Source organism: Proteus vulgaris, assembly GCF_033708015.1.
Classification (GTDB): Bacteria; Pseudomonadota; Gammaproteobacteria; order Enterobacterales; family Enterobacteriaceae; genus Proteus.
In genome coordinates this window covers 1,366,322-1,386,409 of the sequence record NZ_CP137920.1, presented here as the reverse complement: position 1 = coordinate 1,386,409, position 20,088 = coordinate 1,366,322, and the positions used below count along the sequence as shown (strand labels likewise).

At 37.4% G+C, this 20,088-nt stretch carries 15 protein-coding genes; 8 read left to right on the top strand and 7 right to left on the bottom strand.

All coding sequences use genetic code 11. The annotated features are described in order from the left end of the window. Positions 1-65 precede the first annotated feature (65 nt). Complete coding sequence (gene aroA, locus SB028_RS06435; RefSeq protein ID WP_069368187.1) at positions 66-1,352, bottom strand: 3-phosphoshikimate 1-carboxyvinyltransferase; 1,287 nt, start codon at positions 1,350-1,352, stop codon at positions 66-68. A 195-nt stretch (positions 1,353-1,547) separates the two neighbouring features. Next, positions 1,548-2,636 (bottom strand): 3-phosphoserine/phosphohydroxythreonine transaminase, encoded by a 1,089-nt coding sequence (gene serC, locus SB028_RS06430; RefSeq protein ID WP_069368186.1) that lies wholly within the window; start codon positions 2,634-2,636, stop codon positions 1,548-1,550. Between the two features lie 136 nt (positions 2,637-2,772). Here serC and SB028_RS06425 point away from each other — a divergent pair, with 136 nt between their 5' ends. Continuing rightward, on the top strand, positions 2,773-4,203 hold the full coding sequence (locus SB028_RS06425) for an MFS transporter (protein WP_069368185.1): 1,431 nt from the start codon (positions 2,773-2,775) through the stop codon (positions 4,201-4,203). A gap of 127 nt (positions 4,204-4,330) precedes the next feature. Then, positions 4,331-5,599, top strand: a complete 1,269-nt coding sequence (locus SB028_RS06420) for a filamentous hemagglutinin N-terminal domain-containing protein (RefSeq protein ID WP_069368184.1) — start codon at positions 4,331-4,333, stop codon at positions 5,597-5,599. 71 nt (positions 5,600-5,670) lie between these two features. Here the strand turns inward: SB028_RS06420 and ansB are convergent, their stop codons facing one another. Then, complete coding sequence (gene ansB, locus SB028_RS06415; protein WP_077885106.1) at positions 5,671-6,708, bottom strand: L-asparaginase 2; 1,038 nt, start codon at positions 6,706-6,708, stop codon at positions 5,671-5,673. A 228-nt stretch (positions 6,709-6,936) separates the two neighbouring features. On the opposite strand from ansB, the gene ycaO reads away from it, so the two are divergent. From ycaO to SB028_RS06390, 5 genes are all read left to right on the top strand, one after another. Next, positions 6,937-8,694: a 30S ribosomal protein S12 methylthiotransferase accessory factor YcaO gene (gene ycaO / locus SB028_RS06410; RefSeq protein ID WP_069368183.1), complete on the top strand. Its 1,758-nt coding sequence runs from the start codon at positions 6,937-6,939 to the stop codon at positions 8,692-8,694. A 672-nt stretch (positions 8,695-9,366) separates the two neighbouring features. Then, on the top strand, positions 9,367-10,221 hold the full coding sequence (focA, locus tag SB028_RS06405) for a formate transporter FocA (protein ID WP_069368182.1): 855 nt from the start codon (positions 9,367-9,369) through the stop codon (positions 10,219-10,221). A 54-nt stretch (positions 10,222-10,275) separates the two neighbouring features. After that, complete coding sequence (gene pflB, locus SB028_RS06400) at positions 10,276-12,558, top strand: formate C-acetyltransferase (protein ID WP_069368181.1); 2,283 nt, start codon at positions 10,276-10,278, stop codon at positions 12,556-12,558. 106 nt (positions 12,559-12,664) lie between these two features. After that, the gene (gene pflA, locus SB028_RS06395; protein WP_069368180.1) at positions 12,665-13,405 is read left to right on the top strand and encodes a pyruvate formate lyase 1-activating protein; all 741 of its coding nucleotides are present in this window, start codon (positions 12,665-12,667) and stop codon (positions 13,403-13,405) included. A gap of 367 nt (positions 13,406-13,772) precedes the next feature. Beyond that, entirely contained in the window at positions 13,773-14,651 is an 879-nt protein-coding gene (locus SB028_RS06390; protein WP_069368179.1) for a BPSS1780 family membrane protein, read from the top strand. Positions 14,652-14,759: 108 nt separating this feature from the next. On the opposite strand, the gene allD is transcribed toward SB028_RS06390, so the two are convergent. Beyond that, complete coding sequence (allD, locus tag SB028_RS06385; protein WP_069368178.1) at positions 14,760-15,809, bottom strand: ureidoglycolate dehydrogenase; 1,050 nt, start codon at positions 15,807-15,809, stop codon at positions 14,760-14,762. A gap of 390 nt (positions 15,810-16,199) precedes the next feature. Here allD and SB028_RS06380 point away from each other — a divergent pair, with 390 nt between their 5' ends. Further along, positions 16,200-16,532 (top strand): hypothetical protein, encoded by a 333-nt coding sequence (locus SB028_RS06380; protein ID WP_077885105.1) that lies wholly within the window; start codon positions 16,200-16,202, stop codon positions 16,530-16,532. A 176-nt stretch (positions 16,533-16,708) separates the two neighbouring features. Here the strand turns inward: SB028_RS06380 and serS are convergent, their stop codons facing one another. The 3 genes from serS to lolA form a co-directional block, all read right to left on the bottom strand. Further along, positions 16,709-17,998: a serine--tRNA ligase gene (serS, locus tag SB028_RS06375; RefSeq protein WP_069368177.1), complete on the bottom strand. Its 1,290-nt coding sequence runs from the start codon at positions 17,996-17,998 to the stop codon at positions 16,709-16,711. A gap of 118 nt (positions 17,999-18,116) precedes the next feature. Then, positions 18,117-19,466 carry a replication-associated recombination protein A gene (locus SB028_RS06370; protein ID WP_069368188.1) on the bottom strand — a complete coding sequence of 450 codons (1,350 nt, stop codon included), beginning with the start codon at positions 19,464-19,466 and terminating at the stop codon, positions 18,117-18,119. Positions 19,467-19,473: 7 nt separating this feature from the next. Beyond that, complete coding sequence (gene lolA / locus SB028_RS06365; protein WP_069368176.1) at positions 19,474-20,082, bottom strand: outer membrane lipoprotein chaperone LolA; 609 nt, start codon at positions 20,080-20,082, stop codon at positions 19,474-19,476. Positions 20,083-20,088: the final 6 nt, after the last annotated feature.

Sequence of the window (20,088 nt, the reverse complement as noted above, 5' to 3'; positions counted from 1 at the left end):
GAAAAGTCCAATGCTGCCAATTTAATTGAGTTAAATTTAACTTATTTTAATTAATCATTTTCTCATTAATTATTACCTTGAGAAAGTGTTGCTAATTTCTCAAAATAATCAGGGAACGTTTTTGCGGTACATCCCGGATCGAGAATAGTAATAGGCGTATCTGAAAGCGCCACCAGCGAAAAACACATCGCAATACGGTGATCATTATAAGTTTCGATATCCGCAGTGGTTAACTGTTTTGGTGGTATCACTTTTAAGTAGTCGTGCCCTTCTTCAACAATCGCACCCACTTTTTGTAACTCAGCAGCCATTGCCGCTAATCGGTCAGTTTCTTTTACACGCCAGTTATAAATATTGCGGATAACTGTTTCACCTTCAGCAAAAAGTGCCGTTGTCGCAATCGTCATTGCGGCATCAGGGATAGTATTCATATCCATATCAATACCTTTTAACGTTCCACGCTCGCACTCAATATAGTCGTCACCCCAGCGTACTTTTGCGCCCATTTTTTCAAGAACAGAAGCAAAATGAATATCTCCTTGTAAGCTGTTTTTACCTATGCCTGTAACTCGTACTGTACCGCCTTTAATCGCCGCTGCGGCTAAAAAATAAGAAGCAGATGAAGCATCACCTTCTACAAGGTACTTTTCTGGTGATTGATATTGCTGACCACCTTTTATAACAAAGCGTTGATAGCCTTGGTTTTCAATTTTACCACCGAAGGTATTAATTAATGCTAAGGTAATATCAATGTAAGGTTTTGATACTAATTCACCTTTAATGGTAATAATCGTATCTTGCTCTGCTAAAGGTGCTGTCATTAATAATGCAGTCAAAAATTGGCTAGAAACACTACCATCAACCTCAACATTGCCACCTAAAAAGCCACCCCGTAAGCGAATTGGCGGATAATCCGTCTGTTCAAGGTAGTCAATTTTTGCGCCACCTTGACGTAAAGCGTCAACTAAATGCCCAATCGGACGCTCTTTCATGCGAGGTTCACCAGTAAGAATAATATCATGCTGGCCGAGATTTAATGCTGCCGCTAATGGGCGCATTGCTGTACCTGCATTACCTAAAAAGAGCTCTAATGGCGAAGTGGTTTTAAATTCGCCTCCTAGCCCTTCAATATCACATACCGTATTGTTATTTGATAATTGATATTGTACACCTAACACTTTTAATGCATTAAGCATATGACGAATATCATCACTATCTAATAAGTTAGTGAGACGAGTTTTACCTTTAGCCAAAGCCGCTAATAACAACGCACGGTTAGAGACACTTTTTGATCCTGGTAAATTAATAACACCTTCGATATGAGCGATAGGTTGTAATGTTAATGATTCCATAAACAGGTAAAACTCCAATAAACAAGTAAATTAAACGAAAGTGCTATTTAATTAAATATAAATTATTCAGGTACTTATATTTTTATTTATTAATTCTGTACTCAGTAATTCAATTTTAATTATTAACAGCTTAAATATTGAATAAATAAGAAAACCTGTATTTTAAGCAGGTTTTCTTATTCTAGATCCTATTTATTACGCATGACGACGTTCAAAATCAGCCATAAAGTCAACTAATGCCTGAACTCCCGCCAATGGCATTGCATTATAAATAGAAGCACGCATACCACCTGATACACGGTGACCTTTTAAGGCGACTAAACCTTGTGCTTCTGCCTCTTTTAAGAATACAGAATCCAGCTCAGGAGAAGACATTTGGAAAGGTACATTCATTAGTGAACGGTTTTCTGTGGCTACACGATTGATATAGAAATCACTATTATCAATTGCGCTATAAAGAAGCACTGCTTTTTCATAGTTACGTTTTGCCATCTCTTGTAAACCACCTTGCTCTTTTAACCATTTAAAGACCATTCCTGATAGATACCAAGCAAAGGTAGGTGGAGTATTAAACATGGAATCATTTTCAGCAAGTACGGTGTAATCAAAAACGGAAGGCGTTTCTTTGCGCGCTTTACCTAATAGATCTTCACGAATAATGACAATCGTTAAACCCGCAGGACCAATATTCTTTTGTGCCCCCGCATAGATAACACCATAACGACTCACATCTATTGGTTGAGATAAAATAGAAGAGGAATAGTCAGCAATAATAATTTTGCTATCATCAAAATCGGGCTCTTCATGAATAGCAATACCATCAATGGTTTCATTTGGACAATAATGCACATAAGCCGCATCTGCACTTAATTGCCACTCTTTCATTGGCTTAACACCAATTTTGCCATCAACTTCTGTTTTAATTTTAATGATATTTGGCGAACAATATTTTTCAGCTTCTTCGGCTGCACTTTTAGCCCAATAGCCACCATCAATATAATCAGCGCTGGCTTTATCGCCTAATAAATTGAGAGGTAACGCTGCAAAATGGCCTCGAGCCCCACCGTGGCAAAAAAGAATTTTGTAGTTTTCTGGCACATTGAGAAGATCACGTAGATCTTGTTCTGCCTGATGAGCAACTTCAAGAAACTCTTTACTGCGGTGGCTAATTTCCATAACCGAACGCCCAAGTTCATGCCAGTTGCATAATTCTAATTCTGCACGACGAAGGACTTCTGCCGGTAACATAGCCGGACCTGCACTAAAGTTATATACCTGACTCATTCAAATTCACCCTATCTGAATATGTTTTTACAAAATGACCTTTATCGGTTGTATCATTCTCGTTAAATTGGCGCAATGATTATTGTGAACTAACGCATAATATACAGAGTATAAAAATAATGGTTAGGAGTGTTTTATGTCGGGGAGTGTAAATAAAAAAGAAGAAGCGAGCTGGGGAATGCTTCTTCATGGAAAAAATAGTCTAAAATCGCTCGCTTTAGCAGGAGGTGTCGCATTACACGCAATTAATGTCTATATTACGATCACAACACTACCTTCCATTGTACGTGATATTGGAGGGCTTAATTTATATGCATGGAATACCACTGTTTTTATTCTGGCCTCAATTCTCTCTTCTGCATTAACTTCACGATTACTGAGTGCATTTGCACCTCGCAATAGTTATCTTTTTGCCACAATTTGCTTTTTAATAGGTTCTGTTATTTGCGCAACAGCGCCCTCAATGCAGATATTACTTTTAGGGCGATTTGTTCAAGGCGCTGGCGGAGGAATGTTGCTAGCACTTGCTTACTCTTTAGTCCGAGTCATGTTTCCTCAACCCCTGTGGTCTAGAGCCATGGCATTAATGTCTAGCATGTGGGGGATATCGACACTATTAGGCCCTGCATTAGGGGGAATATTTGCTGAGTATGATGTTTGGCGTGGTGCATTTTGGTCTATTTTATTTGTAGGTATCCCTTACACCATTTTATTATTTACTATTCTTCCTACCGAAAATAATACCGATAATATTATCGCGAAAACCCCGCTACCTTATCAACAACTTATTTTATTAATGCTTGCTGTATTATCTATTTCTATTGGCAGCCTTTATAACGTTATTTTATATAACGCTTTGTCCTTTGTATTTGCTTTTATCTTTATTCTACTGTTAGTCAATATTGATAAAAAATCAAATGATGGTTTATTTCCTAAAGGGACATTTTCTTTTTCTGCACCATTAGCCCCTATATATCTCACCATGGCTTTATTAGGGATCAGTGTACAAACTGAGGTCTTTGTACCTTATTTCTTACAAATTATCCATAATATTACCCCACTACTTTCTGGTTATTTAGCAGCATTGGTTGGCGCAGGTTGGTCTTTCTCTGCCATCATATCTTCATCAAGTAAACAATCTACTGCTCAGAGATTAATGCGTTTTGGTCCAATGATTAATTTTGTCGCTATTGTGATCCTTGGTTTATTTATTTCTAGTGCTCTAACCATACCATATGGGCAAATTATCATTATTTGTATCGCCCTCTTTTTTACAGGTGCTGGAATTGGTATGGCATGGCCTCATTATTTAACCCGTGTTTTACATGTTTCTCAGGGACAAGAAGCTCAAAAAGCAGCAACATCCATTACCACGATCCAATTATTTTCAACGGCTGTCGGTGCCTCTATTTCAGGGACTGTAGTTAATATGGCTGGGCTAACAGATCCGGGAGGTATAATAGGCGCTAAAAATGCCGCACATTGGTTGTTTATTATATTTTCTGTTACTCCACTAATTGCATTTATTACTGCAAAAATTATTATTTCCAATATAAGAAAAAATTAATAACTAAAAAGGCTATTAAAAATAGCCTTTTTAATATTTATAAATAAACGCCTTTTAAATTTTTCCATCTTTATTTATGTTACCAATATAGATAAATTACCCATGAATAACAGATAAGGGTAAAAATATGAAATTAAGAAATGCAATAGTAATAGGAATAATATACGCACCATCAATATGCCAAGCGGTACCTCGCCCCTACTATGTGAATAGTGAACCTCCTGCCGTTTATATTCCTATCAGTATCAATAAAGATTCTTCAACAACAATTAAATTAAACAAAACTAATCTCAATCAAGCCGAAATATTAATTGCACCGACAAATTCCAAAGGTGTTTCTCATAATAAATATGATACATTCAATGTACCTAGCGATGGCATTATCTTAAATAATGACAAGGTTGTCGCTGACGTTATTATTAATGAAGTGATTGATGGGACAACATCATTATTAGAAGGAAATATCGATATAAAAGGAAAGGCAGCGCACGTTGTTATCGCTAATCCCAATGGGATTGAGTGTAATAATTGTAGTTTTTCGAATGCATTATCTGAAACACTAGCAACCGGAAAACCCATTATACATAATGATGAATTAGTCGGTTATCAGTTAGAACAATCAATCTCTTTCTTAGATCGCCGAACTTTTGGTGGTAAACCGTTTGATCATATAGGAAGAATTGTATTCAGAAACGAAAATAAACGTCATCCTGATAATTCCTTTAATAAGATTAATATCATCTCTAATAATATTAACCTAGAAAAAGGATTTATATCTTCTAAAGGGAATATAACTATTTATTCAGGGGAACAAAGAGTAATCATAAAAGACGATGTTACCATCTTAGAAAATGCCATGCAAACAAGAGAATTAAGACGTAAACTGCCAAATAAGATCATATTAGGTGATAAGGATAGTGACCCTAAAAAACAAGGTTTGACGTCGTATAAAAATATTATTATCAATGCTTCTGATACAACTATTGATAACTATGGTTCTTTAGAGAGTGTTAATAGTAATAGAAAAGCAATTCAATTAAATTTAAATAACACAACATTTAATAATTATGGATATATTCTCGCCAAGAACGGATATTTAAATCTCCAAAATAAATCTATCTTTAACAATACGGATGATGGGACGATTGGAATGCAATATTGGCTTGACTCTGACAGTGGTAACAGTAATACAAGCAGTACATATGTAGGATTTATACCTAAAAACACGGTTTACCGAATGAAAAAAGTAACCTTAGATCTCAGTGAAGATAGTCAACTGATAAATAATGGCATCATCAAGATACATCGATTATACACACGCGATAAAAACATAACTAATATTAAAAACCATAACGAAGATATCAATCTTTATACTAAATTACTCAAAATAAGATAATATTAATAAAGAAAATCATCCGTTATTCATTGACGGATGATTTTCTCGTTTAACTTAAAAGTTAACTAGCATTAATATCTTTCAAAGTTTTCTTGGATCTTCGCTGGATCTTGTGTTTCTGTCAGAGATAACTGCAATAACACTCTCGCTTTTTGTGGATTTAAGCGCTCTGATGCAACAAAGCCATATTTTGTATCATCCACTTCACCATTTTGTGTAGTAAAACCGACGGGTACACGGCTTGAACGCACAACAACGACACCTTTTTTAGCGCCATCGGCTAAGGTGTCAAAAATATCAGTATATAAGTTACCGTTACCAACACCCGCACTGACAATACCTTTGTAACCATTATCAATAAAAGCTTTTGCGGGTAAATTAGAGGCATTTGAGTAGTTATAAACAATACCCACTTTTGGTAATTCAGTTAGTTTACTGACATCAAATACGGGTTTATCCGCACGAGGTAATGCTGCTGTATAATAATGAACCTTTCCATTATGTACATAACCTTGCGCACCTGCATTAACAGGCTGGAATGCTTGTACTTCAGTCGTATTCATTTTCACAACATCTTTACCACTGATAACCGCATTATTCATGGTAACTAGCACACCACGATCTTCAGACGCTTTATCACTCGCAATCACAACCGCATTAAAAAGATTCAAAGGACCTTCTGCACCTAATGCAGTTGCAGGACGCATTGCGCCTACCATAACGACAGGTTTCTTGCATGCAGTGGTTAAATCAAGAAAATAGGCTGTCTCTTCCATGGTGTCTGTACCATGAGTGATCACAAAACCATCTGTTTTATCACAATCTGCATTAATTTTATTAGCCAGCTTAAGCCATACTTGGTCATTCATATCTTGAGAGCCGATATTCACAACTTGCTCGCCTTTTAAATTCGCAACTTGTTTAGCCTCAGGTACTGCATTAATCAATGTATCAATACCTAATTTACCTGCTGTATAGCTAGATGTCGTTGCGGAATCACCACCACCCGCAATTGTGCCACCTGTTGCTAAAATAGTGACATTAGGTAAGGCAAAAGCAGAACCACTGATTACAGCTAACAGGCTGGCAAGCAATGTTTTTTTCATCATCGAACTGATCCCTTATGAGTTTATAAATAAATCCAATTATGATGATTTAAAATTATTAATTCCGTGATAAATAGAACGAATTTATTAAAAAAATTCATATATCAGATAGATTATGAGTTATGAATATAATTAGCCGTGGGTAAATGAGAGAAATTATTAGTGCATTACAGGGGATTTCAGTATCATGTGCCCCTAACTATCACCCGCAAAATATTAATGAAACCTGCCATGTCACAAACATTTATTCCTGGCAAAGATGCCGCACTGGAAGATTCTATCGCTAACTTTCAGCAAAAATTAACCGACTTAGGATTTAACATTGAAGAAGCTTCATGGTTAAACCCTGTTCCTAATGTTTGGTCCGTTCATATTCGCGATAAAGATTGCCCTTTATGTTTTACTAACGGCAAAGGTGCCAGTAAAAAAGCAGCTTTAGCCTCTGCACTGGGGGAATACTTTGAACGTCTTTCAACGAATTATTTCTTCTCTGATTTCTGGCTAGGTGCTGATATTGCAGAAGGTGAATTTGTTCACTATCCCAGTGAAAAATGGTTCCCACTAACAGAAGATGATTCTGTTCCCGCAGGCTTATTAGATCCACGTTTACGCAAATTTTATGATCCTGAAGGTGAGTTATGTGGTAGTGAATTAGTTGATTTACAATCAAGTCATCATGATCGCGGAATTTGTGCACTGCCATTCATACGTCAATCTGATGAAAAAACTGTTTATATTCCTGTAAATATTATTGCTAATTTATATGCGTCTAATGGCATGTCCGCAGGAAATACAAAGAATGAAGCACGAGTTCAAGGGCTTTCTGAAGTTTTTGAACGTTATGTAAAAAATCGCATTATCACTGAAAGAATTAGCTTACCTGAAATTCCTAAAGACGTTTTAACTCGCTACCCTGCTGTTATTGAGGCAATTGAAACGTTAGAACAAGAAGGTTTTCCAATCTTTAGCTTTGATGCCTCTTTGGGAGGGCAATTCCCTGTTATTTGTGTTGTATTATTCAACCCACAAAATGGCACCTGTTTTGCCTCTTTCGGTGCTCACCCTGATTTTGGTGTGGCGTTAGAGCGTACTGTGACTGAATTATTGCAAGGCCGTAGTCTTAAAGATCTCGATGTCTTTAATCCGCCAAGCTTTGATGATGAAGAAGTCGGTGATCATACTAACCTTGAAACACACTTTATTGATTCAAGTGGTTTAATTAGTTGGGATCTCTTTAAGAAAGATGCTAATTACACATTTGTTGATTGGAACTTCAGTGGTACGACAGAAGAAGAATTCCACACATTAATGTCACTTTGTCAGCATTGTGGCGCTGAAGTTTATATCATGGACTACTCACACCTAGGTGTTTACGCTTGTCGTATTTTAGTACCAGGTTTATCCGATATTTATCCTGCTGAAGATTTACAATTAGCCAATAACATTATGGGTGTACATTGGCGTGACACAATTCTTTCTTTACCAACAAGCGAAGGCACTCCAGAAGAGTATCTTTCTCTTATTGGTCAATTTGATGAAGATGGTTTAGACGATTTTACACGTATCAGAGAGATGATTGGTATTGCTCCAGGTAAAGATAATGGTTGGAGCCATTTACGTGTAGGCGAATTAAAATCAATGTTAGCGCTCGCGGGTGGCGACCTTGACCAAGCACTCGTTTGGGTTGAATGGACTCAAGATTTTAATGCTTCTTTATTTACGCCAGAGCGTCAAAACTATTATCGCTGTTTACATAATCTCTTATTATTACAACAAGAGACTGAACGTGAACCAGAACAATATATGCACGCATTTTCTCGTATGTATGGTGAAAAAACATTACAAGCAGCTTTAAACGCAATGCAAGGTAAACAAGCATTTTACGGATTACAAACGATTGATCCTGATTTAGCTAATTTGCCTGTTCACCAGTCATTACTTTCCGCCTATGAGAAATTACAGAAAGCAAAACGTCAATCGACTAAATAAGCCCATTTTATTTAAGATTATTTATTAAATAATAACTAATTTTAATTGAATAATAAGCGCGTATTTAAATTGAAACACTCTATTGAAAAGTAGAGTGTTTTATTTTTAGCAAAATAAAATATTGACAGATTTGTCAATATGACAATTTTGCCATCTGACAAAATTGTCAAAATATGGCAAAACTGACGATTTAAGGCATTTAATATGAAACTATAAATATATATTAAACTTTTAAACCAACAATGGCACTTAAATCCAGTTTAAATTGCTATTTGTTTAAGCAGATCTCAAAAATTTAAAAACCTTATTTTTATAATGGATATATGTCTGGAGTAATCATTAAAGATTAACCATAAATAAAGTAATGTTTATATTTATGACAAAAGTAAATAAGACGTTAATTTTAATTTTTGATTATTAACATACCGAGTATTAATAATACTTTATATTTACTTTCTACTTTATTTATCCAGCTGGTCTAAAATTTTTTGATAATTTTTAAAAAATTTTTTTATTTTATTAATCAAATAGTTATAGTCGAAATAGTGGGTTTTTACGCACTAAAAATGGGATTCTAATGAGTGACTATGATCCATATCAATTTTAGATGTAAGCCCCTTTGCTACTATTATTGCGTGCTATAATTATTCCAACATATAAGAGAGTGTTAGTATGAAAGCTGACAGCCCTTTTAATTTATTATCACCTGCTGATATGGCAAAAGTTGCCGATGATGCATGTTGTTATAAAGCAAATAAACAGATCCCAATGACTTATTTATCTGCATTTACTGCGGGAATGTTTATATCAATTGCTTTTGTTTTTTATATTACTGCTACTACAGGTACCGCATCTGTTCCTTTTGGGCTGGCTAAATTAGTCGGTGGGATCTGCTTCTCTTTGGGGTTAATGCTCGTTGTCGTTTGTGGCGCGGATTTATTTACCTCAACTGTTCTTACTATTATTCCTAAAGCAACTGGACGTATATCTTGGAGCAAAATGTTTGCTAACTGGATAAATGTCTATCTTGGTAACTTTATTGGCGCACTCTTTTTTGTCGCATTAATGTGGTTTGCTGGTCAGCATATGGTAGCAAATGGGCTTTGGGGGCTGAATGTTTTACAAACTGCGCAACATAAACTTGAGCACACGTTTATTGAAGCTGTTTGTTTAGGTATTCTTGCTAACTTAATGGTTTGTCTTGCAGTATGGATGAGCTATGCAGGTCGTACGCTGATTGATAAGCTTTTTGCACTGATTTTACCTATCGGTATGTTCGTTGCTAGTGGTTTTGAGCACAGTATCGCTAACATGTTTCTTATTCCTTTAGGTATTGTGATTAAGGATTTTGCACCAGCAGAATTCTGGACTAAAGTAGGTGCATCACCCGAACAATTTTCAAATTTAACTGTATCAAATTTTCTCTCTAATAATTTATTACCTGTCACTATCGGTAACATTATTGGCGGGGCAGTCCTAGTCGGTCTGGTATACTGGTTAATGCATCTGCGCGGTGACAAACATTAATCCGTGCAGATATGACTGATTTCTTAAGTTCCATTGTAAAAAGGTAGAAGTATCATGTCTGATTTAAATGAAAAATTTGCTGAAGCATGGAAAGGTTTTTCTGAAGGTGAATGGCAGAACGGTGTTAACGTTCGTGACTTTATTCAAAAAAACTACACTCCATATGAAGGCGACGAATCTTTCCTAGCAGGTTCCACTAAAGCAACTGATACACTTTGGGAACAAGTTATGGAAGGCATCAAAATCGAAAACCGCACGCACGCGCCGGTTGATTTTGATACTTCTGTTGCTTCAACTATCACTTCTCACGATGCTGGTTATATCGAGAAAGATTTAGAACAAATCGTCGGTTTACAGACTGATGCACCTCTAAAACGTGCAATCATCCCATTCGGTGGGATCCGTATGGTTGAAAGTTCTTGCCACGCTTATAACCGTGAGCTAGATCCAGAACTGAAAAAAATCTTTACTGATTACCGTAAAACTCACAACCAAGGTGTTTTCGATGTTTATACTCCAGACATCCTAAAATGCCGTAAATCAGGTATCTTAACTGGTCTGCCAGATGCATATGGCCGTGGTCGTATCATTGGTGACTACCGTCGTGTTGCACTGTATGGTATTGAGTTCCTGCGTAAAGATAAATTTGCCCAATTCACTTCTTTACAAGAAAGAATGGAAAAAGGCGAAGATTTGGAAATGACTATTCAACTGCGTGAAGAAATCGCAGAGCAGCACGCTGCTTTAGGTCAAATCCAAGAAATGGCGGCAAAATATGGTTACGATATTTCTCGCCCAGCTCAAAATGCAAAAGAAGCCGTACAATGGACTTACTTCGGTTACTTAGCCGCTGTTAAATCTCAAAACGGCGCTGCAATGTCATTTGGTCGTGTATCGACTTTCTTAGATATCTACATCCAACGTGATATTGAAGCAGGTTTACTGACAGAAGAACAAGCTCAGGAATTAATTGACCACTTAGTCATGAAATTACGTATGGTTCGTTTCTTACGTACTCCTGAATATGATGAGCTGTTCTCTGGTGACCCAATCTGGGCAACAGAATCTTTAGCAGGTATGGGTTTAGATGGCCGTACTCTGGTAACTAAGAATACTTTCCGTTTCTTAAATACCCTGTACACAATGGGTCCATCACCAGAACCAAACATGACCATTCTGTGGTCAGAACAACTGCCTATCAACTTCAAAAAATACGCAGCAAAAGTCTCAATCGATACGTCTTCAATCCAGTACGAAAATGATGACTTAATGCGTCCTGACTTCGACAGCGATGACTATGCAATCGCATGTTGTGTTAGCCCAATGGTTGTTGGTAAACAAATGCAGTTCTTCGGTGCTCGTGCAAACTTAGCGAAAACCTTACTGTATACCATCAATGGTGGTGTTGACGAAAAACTGAAAATCCAAGTAGGTCCAAAACATGCGCCAATCATGGACGATGTATTAAACTTCGATACCGTGATGAACCAAATGGATCACTTTATGGATTGGTTAGCAACTCAGTACGTTACTGCGTTGAACGTTATCCACTACATGCACGATAAATACAGCTATGAAGCCGCTCTGATGGCACTTCATGACCGTGACGTATATCGTACAATGGCATGTGGTATCGCAGGTCTGTCTGTTGCTGCTGACTCACTGTCTGCAATCAAATATGCAAAAGTTTCTCCTGTCCGTGATGAAAACGGCTTAGCGATTGACTTCAAAATTGATGGCGAATACCCACAATTTGGTAACAACGATCCTCGTGTAGATGATATCGCTTGTGACTTAGTTGAACGCTTTATGAAGAAAATTCAGAAACTGCGTACATACCGTAATGCGGTACCTACACAGTCAATCCTGACTATCACTTCAAACGTTGTTTACGGTAAGAAAACAGGTAATACTCCAGACGGTCGTCGTGCAGGCGCACCATTCGGACCAGGTGCTAACCCAATGCACGGTCGTGACCAAAAAGGTGCGGTAGCTTCTCTGACTTCTGTTGCAAAACTGCCATTTGCTTATGCGAAAGATGGTATTTCTTATACCTTCTCAATCGTACCTAATGCATTAGGTAAAGATGATGATGTTCGTAAAGCTAACCTTGCTGGCCTAATGGATGGTTATTTCCACCACGAAGCAGGCATCGAAGGTGGTCAACACCTGAACGTCAACGTGATGAATCGTGAAATGCTGTTAGAAGCAATGGAAGATCCTGAGAAATATCCTCAGTTAACTATCCGTGTTTCTGGTTATGCCGTTCGCTTTAACTCACTGACTAAAGAGCAACAGCAAGACGTTATCACCCGTACATTTACACAAACAATGTAATTTGATAACTCATGCATTTATTTACTGAGAAAGTAGATAAAATCGCTTAGAATAAAGGCCCCTACTTTGGGGCCTTTTTATTAGACAGTTTTGGAGTAACCCTGTTATGTCCGTACTTGGTCGTATCCACTCATTTGAATCCTGCGGTACTGTTGACGGTCCCGGAATACGTTTCATTGTTTTCTTTCAAGGATGCCTAATGAGATGCCTCTATTGTCACAACCGTGACACATGGGATACTCATGGTGGGCAAATCGTCACCGTTGATGAACTCATGAAAGAGGCGGTTACCTATCGTCATTTTATGAATGCTTCAGGGGGCGGTGTGACTGCTTCAGGTGGCGAAGCAATTTTGCAAGCAGAGTTTGTACGTGATTGGTTCCGCGCATGTCAAAAAGAAAATATCCATACTTGCCTAGATACTAACGGTTTTGTTCGTCGTTATGACCCAGTCATTGATGAATTAATGGATGCCACTGACTTAGTGATGCTCGATCTAAAACAAGTCAATGATGAGATCCATCAGAAACTGGTTGGTGTATCAAACCAGCGTACGCTTGAATTCGCTCGTTATTTAGCAAAACGAGGTCAAAAAACATGGATTCGCTATGTGGTTGTGCCAGGTTGGTCTGACGATGATGATTCTGCTCATCGGTTAGGTGAATTTATTAAAGATATGAAAAATATCGAAAAAGTAGAACTTCTTCCTTACCACGAACTTGGCAAACATAAATGGGTCGCTTTAGGAGAAGAATACAAACTAGATGGCATTCATCCACCGTCCAAAGAGACGATGGAGAATGTAAAATCAATACTTGAATCTTACGGCCATAAAGTTATCTATTAAGTTATTTTCCTTAATATTAATTTAGAAGCAGCGGTTTTAAGCGCTGCTTTTTTGTTTATAAAGTAAAACCACATTAATACTAGAGAAAGCATTATTTTTCATATCTCTTTATTCTTCTCATCTTATGTCATCCTAGTCTGAATAGTATTTTTTGAAAATAATATACTTTTTATGAGATTAATGATTTTTACACTATTTTGTTTATTTTTTATTATCAATATGAAATGACCAACATATTTAAACATGTCTTTATAAGATTATCCTTAACCTATATTAGCTTTAATACTGTTGATTAATAACAAAACAAAAAGATATTATAGAAGACTTATATTTTATAAACAAAGATATTGGGATTAAGGTACAGGAAATGGAACAAAACAATAATTCATCGCCAACAGAGCCACAAGAGGTATTTACGCCTATTCCTCAAGCGCGAGGTGCCGCAGGCGGCGTTCGCTGGTTAGGGCTGGGGTGGGATTTAATAAAAGAGCGTTTTTGGATGTGGATAGGCGTTATTATTATCTACTTTATCGTTAGTCTTATTATATCGACTATTCTTGGATTTATTCCGCTAATTGGTCCGATTATCTCACCTTTTATTACGACTGTATTAGCCGCAGGTATTGTGGCAATTGCCCATCAACAGTATGAAACTCAGCGAATTGATGTTGATAACTTATTTTTTGGTTTTTACAACAAACGTTACCTTAGCTTGATGGGTGCTTACGGTATTAGTTTTCTAATTTTACTTGCTGGTATTATTCTTGCCGTTATCGTCAGTAGTGCGGCGATGATGGATATTTTTTATGCTATCAATAGTGATTATCCAGAAGAAATTATTGCTGAAATGATGTTAGATAACTCTTCTGGCTTTATGCTGTTTTTTATTATTATGGCTATCTTTGGTGCACTGAGTACGGCAGCTTATTGGTTTGTCCCAGCTTTGGTGTTAGTCAACGGCTATAAAGCATTTCCTGCCGTTAAAGCAAGCCTTTCCGCAGTAAAAATAAATTTAGCAGGTGGTTTTTTCTTCTTTATTTTACTGTTTTTTATTCTCGCCATTAGCCTTATTCCATTTGGTTTAGGATTATTAATTACTATTCCTCTTTCTTACACTGCGATGTATGGCTCTTATCGTGATATTTTTTATCACCATAATGTAGACAACCAAGAAAATAGCGGTGGAAATGGAACAATTTCTCTTAATAAAACGGCGGGATCTAATATCGGTAAGTTAGTGAGCTAATATACAATTTAATTAATTAAACCGAAAAATAACGTTTTTATTTACACCCCAACAGTTAAACATCAACGTTGGGGTGTTTTTTATTATCTAGAATAAATCAGCTCATCATTAACTCGCGAACGGATTTTTATTATCATAAGATTTATTGTAAAGTACGTCAGATATTAAATAGTTATAAATTTCATCAACAATTTCAATACCTTCTTTTTCACTTCTTTGTTCTTCGATTTGACTGTTTTCTCCAGGATAGAGAACTTTATCTACATTCGGTGCAGGCTTAATAGCATTTAACTCACTCATAACCTGTGAGATATGTTCTCTAAATATTGTGGCATCAGTAAAGAAAGCAGGATTAATCACAATATGCAATTGGCCGAGTTCTCGCCCTTCGGTTAAATCGTGATACATCGAACTGACATGCTTACCAAAAGGAAGCCCAAGCAAGATCCCAGACAACACATCAACCATCATCATTAAACCATAACCTTTAGGCCCCGCAATAGGCAATAATCCTTTTACTGCAAAGGGATCCGTCGTCGGTTTTCCACGCTCGTCGACTGCCCAAGTATCGGGTATATCCACATGCCGTGAACGTGCATCTAGTACCTTACCCCATGCCTGTACAGTTGTTGCCATATCAAATGTAATATGTTTATCACCGACTCCGGGAGCTGAAAAAGCGATAGGATTCGTACCATAATAAACTTCTGAACCACCAAAAGGAACAACCATGGGATCGGATTGGCACAGTGAAATACCTATCATACCTGCTTGTGATGCTTGTTCTACAAAGTAAGACAATGCGCCACTATGACCGATTCGTCTTACGCCAACAACCGCAACGCCCTTTTCTTGTGCTATTTTAATTGCACGTTCCATTGCCTCGCTCGCTGCAACATGCCCAGCACCATTATCACCATCAAATACAGCACTACATGGTCCCGTTTCAGTATAAGTAAAATCAGGAGCCGTATTGGTACCACCTTTGCTGATCCGCTCAGCATAATACTCTACACGTACAGCACCATGAGAATGAATACCTTTGGCATCAGCATGGACTAAGACATCGGCTACCGTATCCGCATGAGCGTCACTTAACCCTGCATGATGTAATTTATTTTTTATTAATTGATGTAACTGCTGTTTAGAAACTATCATAAATTATGCTCTTTGGTTGGGTTCTAATTAAACAGACATACCATAAAATCGCAGAAGTAAATTCGAGTGATAGATCTAATTTAACAGCATAAATAGGATCTGCCGTGATCGGTTTAACCAATGGCAGATTGCATTATATTTTTATTTAATCTTGCTTTATTTAGTAAGAATTTTTTTATAATCATCTATTAATTTGATACTTTATATGTATATTGAAACCTATTTTTATTGATGGGAAATTATAAGTAACATCTGCTGTTTTTTATTTCCACATAATATTATGTATCACTTCTTTATATTAAAGAGCATGAAGTTTTATCTATTTCTTTTGATCAATTAGATTGATTTCAGTACTCTATGGCAATAACTATAATTTATGGAATAAATAAAATGCCAAGTAAAGAAATATTAAAGAATTTAAAGTATTTTGAAAAAAAGCCATTAATTCATTATATTAACTATTCTCTAACTAAAGAGGCTGAAAAAAATATATTAAATGGTTGGCTACCTGCCTGTATGGAAGATAAGTGGCTTTCTTATAGTATAGAAAACTGTGTCTATGTTCACCGTAGTTGGAGTGGACATTTAATGTATAAATTTACGATCCATAATCAAACTATCGATTATATAGAAATCGCAATGGACGATTTTGTTAATATGACAAACGAAAGAAAAATAGAGATATTTCTCACTTTATTACCTTATTTATCTCAGCCTCATTAAATTACAACGTATTGAATTAATGCGTAACAAACACATCATTGATCATGTAATATTCTTATCAGTACTTTATTTCAATTACAACTTCTGAGCTTTTTATTTCGTTCTATGCTATTAAACAAAAACCCTCTGCCTAAGCAGAGGGTTAATTTATTAATACTCAATTAATTAGATAATAATTAACCGATATATTCTAAACCGTTCATGTATGGGCGTAACACTTCTGGAATTTCAATACGACCATCAGCCATTTGATAGTTTTCCATAATCGCCACAAGAGTACGGCCTACGGCTAAGCCAGAACCATTTAAGGTATGAACTAATTGCGTTTTCTTGTCACCTTTAGCACGGAAACGTGCTTGCATACGACGCGCTTGGAAATCCCAGCAGTTAGAGCATGAAGAAATTTCACGGTAAGTATTTTGAGCCGGAACCCATACTTCTAAGTCATATGTTTTACGAGCACCAAAACCAATATCACCGGTGCACAGTACAACTTTACGATAGGGTAGATTCAGTAATTGCAGCACTTTCTCAGCGTGACCCGTTAACTCTTCTAATGCTTCCATTGATTTTTCAGGATGAACGATTTGAACCAGTTCAACTTTATCAAATTGGTGCATACGAATAAGACCACGAGTATCACGTCCATAAGAACCTGCTTCTGAACGGAAGCAAGGTGTATGCGCAGTCATTCGCAGTGGTAGATCGTCTTCTTCAAGAATGACGTCTCTTACCATATTTGTCACAGGTACTTCTGCTGTTGGAATAAGAGCGTATTGGCTTTCTGCTTCTTCTTCTAACGGTTTAGTGTGGAATAAATCTTCACTAAATTTAGGTAATTGACCTGTACCGTACAGTGTTGCGTGGTTAACCAAGTAAGGAACATACATTTCTTGGTAGCCGTGTTCTTCTGTATGCAGATTCAGCATAAATTGTGTGATAGCTCGATGTAAACGTGCAATTTGACCTTTCATCACAACAAAACGTGAACCCGTGATTTTCACTGCAGAAGCAAAATCTAAACCATCCGTTAGCTCACCTAAAGTCACATGATCTTTTAATTCAAAATCATACGTCTTTGGTGTACCCCAACGAGAAACTTCAACGTTTTCACTGTCATCTTTACCATTTGGAACAGCATCATCTGGCATATTTGGAATAGTTAAAACGTAATCACGAATTTCCGCTTGAAGCACCTCAAGTTCGGCTTTTGCAGCTTCAAGTTTTTCACCTAACAGGTTAACTTCTTGACGAAGTGGCTCAATATCTTCACCACGCGCTTTTGCCGCACCAATGGACTTCGATCGAGAATTACGTTCTGCTTGCAGGGATTCAGTTTCAACTTGTAACACCTTACGGCGTTCTTCTTGTTGACGGATTTTTTCCACATCGAGGGTGAACCCCCTGCGAGCCAGTTTTTCGGCGACCGCGTCTAGCTCATTACGCAGTAGATTTGGATCGAGCATGCTTATCCTGTGCTTATTGATAGATTAATAAAGACCTTCTCTCCTATCTTATAAAAAAGATATCTGAGACAAGGCATAGTTAAGAAATTAATGATATTTTAATAACCTTACCGCATCTTTACATTTTGCGATAGCGTTTTGTAACACTATTTTGATCTTGTTGAGAAAGCCAGTCTAATTTCTCTGCAACCTTGATCTCTAACCCTCTTTTTACTGGATAATAGTACTGCGTATTTGCCATTTCTTTAGGGAAATAGACTTCTCCTGCCGCATAAGCATTTGGTTCATCATGAGCATAACGATATTCAGCACCCAGCCCCATTTCTTTCATTAATTTTGTTGGCGCATTACGCAAATGCTCAGGTACATCATAATCTGGTTTACTTTTCGCATCAGCAATGGCTGCTTTAAAGGCGGTATAAACCGCATTACTTTTGGGCGCACAAGCCAGATACACAATTGCTTGAGCAATCGCACGTTCACCCTCTGCTGGGCCAACACGCGTAAAACAATCCCATGCAGCAATTGCGACTTGCATAGCGCGAGGATCAGCATTTCCCACATCTTCTGATGCTATTGCCAATAAGCGGCGAGCAACATAAAGCGGATCGCCACCTGCGGTTATGATCCTTGCATACCAATAAAGAGCAGCATCAGGTGCAGATCCCCTAACTGATTTGTGTAATGCAGAAATAAGATCGTAAAAGCGATCACCTTTATTATCAAAACGAGCGCTTCGCTCACCACTGATTTCTGTCAGTAATGCGGGTGTTAATACGCGTTTTCCTTGATTATCAACCTCAGCGATATCTGCCATCATTTCAAGCAAATTTAATGAACGACGCGCATCACCATTAACCAATTGTGCAATCATATTGCGTGTATCATCTGGCAGGATAATATTGCGCCCACCTAAACCTCGTTCGGGATCGTCCAGTGCTTGTTGTAGCACTTGCTCAATATCCACTTCGGTTAATGAGCGTAATAAATAAACCCTTGCTCTGGATAGCAACGCGGAATTTAATTCAAAAGAGGGGTTTTCTGTTGTTGCACCAATAAAAGTGATCGTACCGTCTTCAATATGAGGCAAAAAAGCATCTTGTTGACTCTTATTAAAGCGATGAACTTCATCAACAAACAAAATCGTTCTACGCCCTGCATTGCGGTTTTGGCGTGCAATTTCAATGGACTCTCTGATTTCTTTAATACCCGATGTCACCGCAGATAATCGTTCTATATCAGCTTGCGCATAGCGGCCAATGATCTCAGCAAGTGTGGTTTTACCCGTACCAGGAGGCCCCCATAAGATCATGGAATGCAATTGACCCGCTTTAATCGCTCGTGGTAATGGTTTACCTTCGGCAAGTAAATGAGTTTGTCCGATATATTGTTCTAACGTTTCAGGCCGCATTCTTGCGGCTAAAGGTTGGAACTCATTGCGTGAAAAATCGAGTGATAAATTACTCAAAATATCCTCACTGACGTTGGTCATCCACAGTCACACCCGCAGGAGGTGTAAAGCGAAACGCGGATGCATCGATTGGTGCCACAGTCTGTGCAGTCAATTGATAATTGCTTACTTGACCATCTTGTTCTGTGGCTGCAAATTGCTGAATTTGTCCGTTAGGTAATACCGTTATCGTAAAATGTTTTAAGCTATTTTCTACTTTAGGTGTTAACTCAAAGCGATCGCCAGACTGTTTTACGTCATAGTTTTGCCACTCTTTACTGTCATTACGAGCAATCAGCATAAAAGGGGTATTGGTTGTGGCACTTTCAAGCCAAGTTGCAGTAACTTGTTCTACAAACGGATTGTAAAACCACAATGTTTTACCATCAGAGATCAATGTACTCTCATCTGGCGCTGTCATTTGCCAATTAAACAAATCAGGGCGTTGTACTTTTAAATTACCTTCCCCTTTTTGGATAAGCGAGCCTTCATTACTGGTCACTGTTTGGCTAAAGTTTGCTTGAAAACTATTCACTTTATTTAATCGTTGCTGTAAATCTTGACGAGCATCAGCCCAAGCGACTTGGCTACTTATTAATGTCATCGCACACACTGCAAATAATACTTTTTTCATTCTACA

Coding starts and splice junctions, on each gene's coding strand:
- aroA (WP_069368187.1), bottom strand. CDS start 1,352: ATGGAATCATTAACATTACAACCTATCGCTCATATCGAAGGTGTTATT.
- serC (WP_069368186.1), bottom strand. CDS start 2,636: ATGAGTCAGGTATATAACTTTAGTGCAGGTCCGGCTATGTTACCGGCA.
- SB028_RS06425 (WP_069368185.1), top strand. CDS start 2,773: ATGTCGGGGAGTGTAAATAAAAAAGAAGAAGCGAGCTGGGGAATGCTT.
- SB028_RS06420 (WP_069368184.1), top strand. CDS start 4,331: ATGAAATTAAGAAATGCAATAGTAATAGGAATAATATACGCACCATCA.
- ansB (WP_077885106.1), bottom strand. CDS start 6,708: ATGATGAAAAAAACATTGCTTGCCAGCCTGTTAGCTGTAATCAGTGGT.
- ycaO (WP_069368183.1), top strand. CDS start 6,937: ATGTCACAAACATTTATTCCTGGCAAAGATGCCGCACTGGAAGATTCT.
- focA (WP_069368182.1), top strand. CDS start 9,367: ATGAAAGCTGACAGCCCTTTTAATTTATTATCACCTGCTGATATGGCA.
- pflB (WP_069368181.1), top strand. CDS start 10,276: ATGTCTGATTTAAATGAAAAATTTGCTGAAGCATGGAAAGGTTTTTCT.
- pflA (WP_069368180.1), top strand. CDS start 12,665: ATGTCCGTACTTGGTCGTATCCACTCATTTGAATCCTGCGGTACTGTT.
- SB028_RS06390 (WP_069368179.1), top strand. CDS start 13,773: ATGGAACAAAACAATAATTCATCGCCAACAGAGCCACAAGAGGTATTT.
- allD (WP_069368178.1), bottom strand. CDS start 15,809: ATGATAGTTTCTAAACAGCAGTTACATCAATTAATAAAAAATAAATTA.
- SB028_RS06380 (WP_077885105.1), top strand. CDS start 16,200: ATGCCAAGTAAAGAAATATTAAAGAATTTAAAGTATTTTGAAAAAAAG.
- serS (WP_069368177.1), bottom strand. CDS start 17,998: ATGCTCGATCCAAATCTACTGCGTAATGAGCTAGACGCGGTCGCCGAA.
- lolA (WP_069368176.1), bottom strand. CDS start 20,082: ATGAAAAAAGTATTATTTGCAGTGTGTGCGATGACATTAATAAGTAGC.